At 46.1% G+C, this 1,868-nt stretch carries 2 protein-coding genes; both read right to left on the bottom strand.

All coding sequences use genetic code 11. The annotated features are described in order from the left end of the window. Positions 1–321 precede the first annotated feature (321 nt). A complete protein-coding gene (locus tag VGS11_09010) occupies positions 322–1,551 on the bottom strand; it encodes an ISAzo13 family transposase (GenBank protein HEV2120224.1) in 1,230 nt (409 codons plus the stop codon). 43 nt (positions 1,552–1,594) lie between these two features. Further along, positions 1,595–1,868, bottom strand: a 274-nt coding sequence (locus VGS11_09005; GenBank protein HEV2120223.1) for a hypothetical protein, incomplete at its 5' end; no start/stop codon positions are given.

Here is a 1,868-nt window from a genome sequence, read left to right as displayed (position 1 = left end):
CTATACCGTGTCCCGGTTCAAAACCGCATTTCGCGTTATGACTGTCCCGGTTCATTTCCGCATTTGGGCAACCCTGAACTGAGTGAACGCCATGCTTATCTTGGTAATATCGTGGCAGAGACGGCTCACAACCTTGCTAGTAACGATGGTGTCGCGCGAACTATTAGTGATGGTTATCGCCAGCGTCTTTTTGAGGACGCTGAAGGTTTATTCTTCCCTAACTACCGCGATGGTGTTCTCAGCATACCGACCGAGTATCGAGACCATGGGACGCCCATTGTTGCATTAAGTACACATAGCAAATTAACCCCTGCATATAGCTTACGTTGTGGTCGGCCGAATACAGTAGTTCCATTCTGGATGAAACTCATCACCCTGGATAGCGATAGTTTTCATCATTTCGTCTGTTACTTTCTTACCTATCTCGTAGGTATTAGTATCCAGTACAGCTTCTATGGTAAGTCCTGTTTTCGTAGTAGTGTGCCGTATGTATTCCAATACAACCTCGTACGCTGTCAACGGTACCGCCCGCCAGTTAATATTAATGAAGCTGAACATCTCATGCTCAATGGCATTCCACTTGCTAGTTCCCGGGGGATAGTGACAGACATGGACCGTTAATCTAGTACGGTTGGCGAACTGCTGCAGGCAGTACTTCCATAACTTGTTATTGCTACCATTGCTGGAGCCACTGTCAGCAAATAGCAGGATCTCAGTGGCCTCAGGATATTCCAAGGTGCCAGTGGTGTACCACCACTGGTGTAGTGAGTGCACTGCGAACTCAGCGGTATTATGATCAATACCGACATTAACAAAGCCTTGTTTGTTTATTACGTCATAGACTCCATAGGGAATGGCTTTCATGAGTCTGGTTCTACCGTCATTCGTACGCTCCTTCTGGCCGAAGTCATAAACATCGACTTTGGTTTCTTCTCCCGGGGCTGTCCATTCTCTGCCATTATTTTTCAGATTGCCGATCTTCTCGGTCTTCTTGGCATCAATGGACATAATGGGTAGTCCTTGCAGCTGCATCTTCAATCCCATCATATTAATATGACGGAACTGTTCATCACGGTCGGGATGATCTTTGCTGCCTTCAATATCTTTCTTGTTAGCTTTTAGGGCATAGCCTTTATCTTTGAGTATTCGCCAAACGGTATCCCGAGATAGGGTGAAGCCTCGCTGCCGGACCGCTGACACAATGTGATCGATAGAATGAGAGGTCCACCGAACAAGTACTCGTTTATCCGTCTTAGTATTGGCTGCTCGCTCTACCATTGCAGCCAGATCCGGTTGGTGTGCAGTGAGTGGTTTTCGACCACCACCGGGACGACGAATACGGCCAGCCGGTAGTGGTTGCTCATCCAATTCGCGAAGGCCAGTTTGTATAGTGGATCGGGCCAAACCGGAAGCTTTATGCAGAAACATAGTACCACCATGACCAAGTAGACGAGCGTCGGCTGCTACCAGTAGACGACGGGATCTTTCGTTGAGTTCGGGAAATAGGCGTTCATATTTTTGTTGGTATCGTGTCAGTGTTTGTGTATCCATAGACCAAGGATAGCACAATAGTTCAAGCATATGGAGGGGTTATTTAGCGATATGGACTTTGTAATGATGGTGATACCTGTGGATTGATAGTCACCCAAGAAGAAGGGTACTTAAAAGTAAGGCCTTCCGCTGTCCAGCTATATGTCTTCCATCCTGCATATGTGTTCGACTGATTTGAGGACTGAATATTGGATACTGACGAGGATTTTGTCGTTGTTGTTTTACGATGATTATTATAAACAAACCATCCGGAAACACCTATTAAAGCTACTAAAATAACTAATGGTAAAGCCTCTACAGCACTAAAGCCTTCTTGA

The sequence above is a fragment of the Candidatus Bathyarchaeia archaeon genome, assembly GCA_035935655.1.
Classification (GTDB): Archaea; Thermoproteota; Bathyarchaeia; order 40CM-2-53-6; family 40CM-2-53-6; genus 40CM-2-53-6.
The sequence above is the reverse complement of the archived record's forward strand: the minus strand, read 5'-3'. Positions and strand labels throughout refer to the sequence as shown.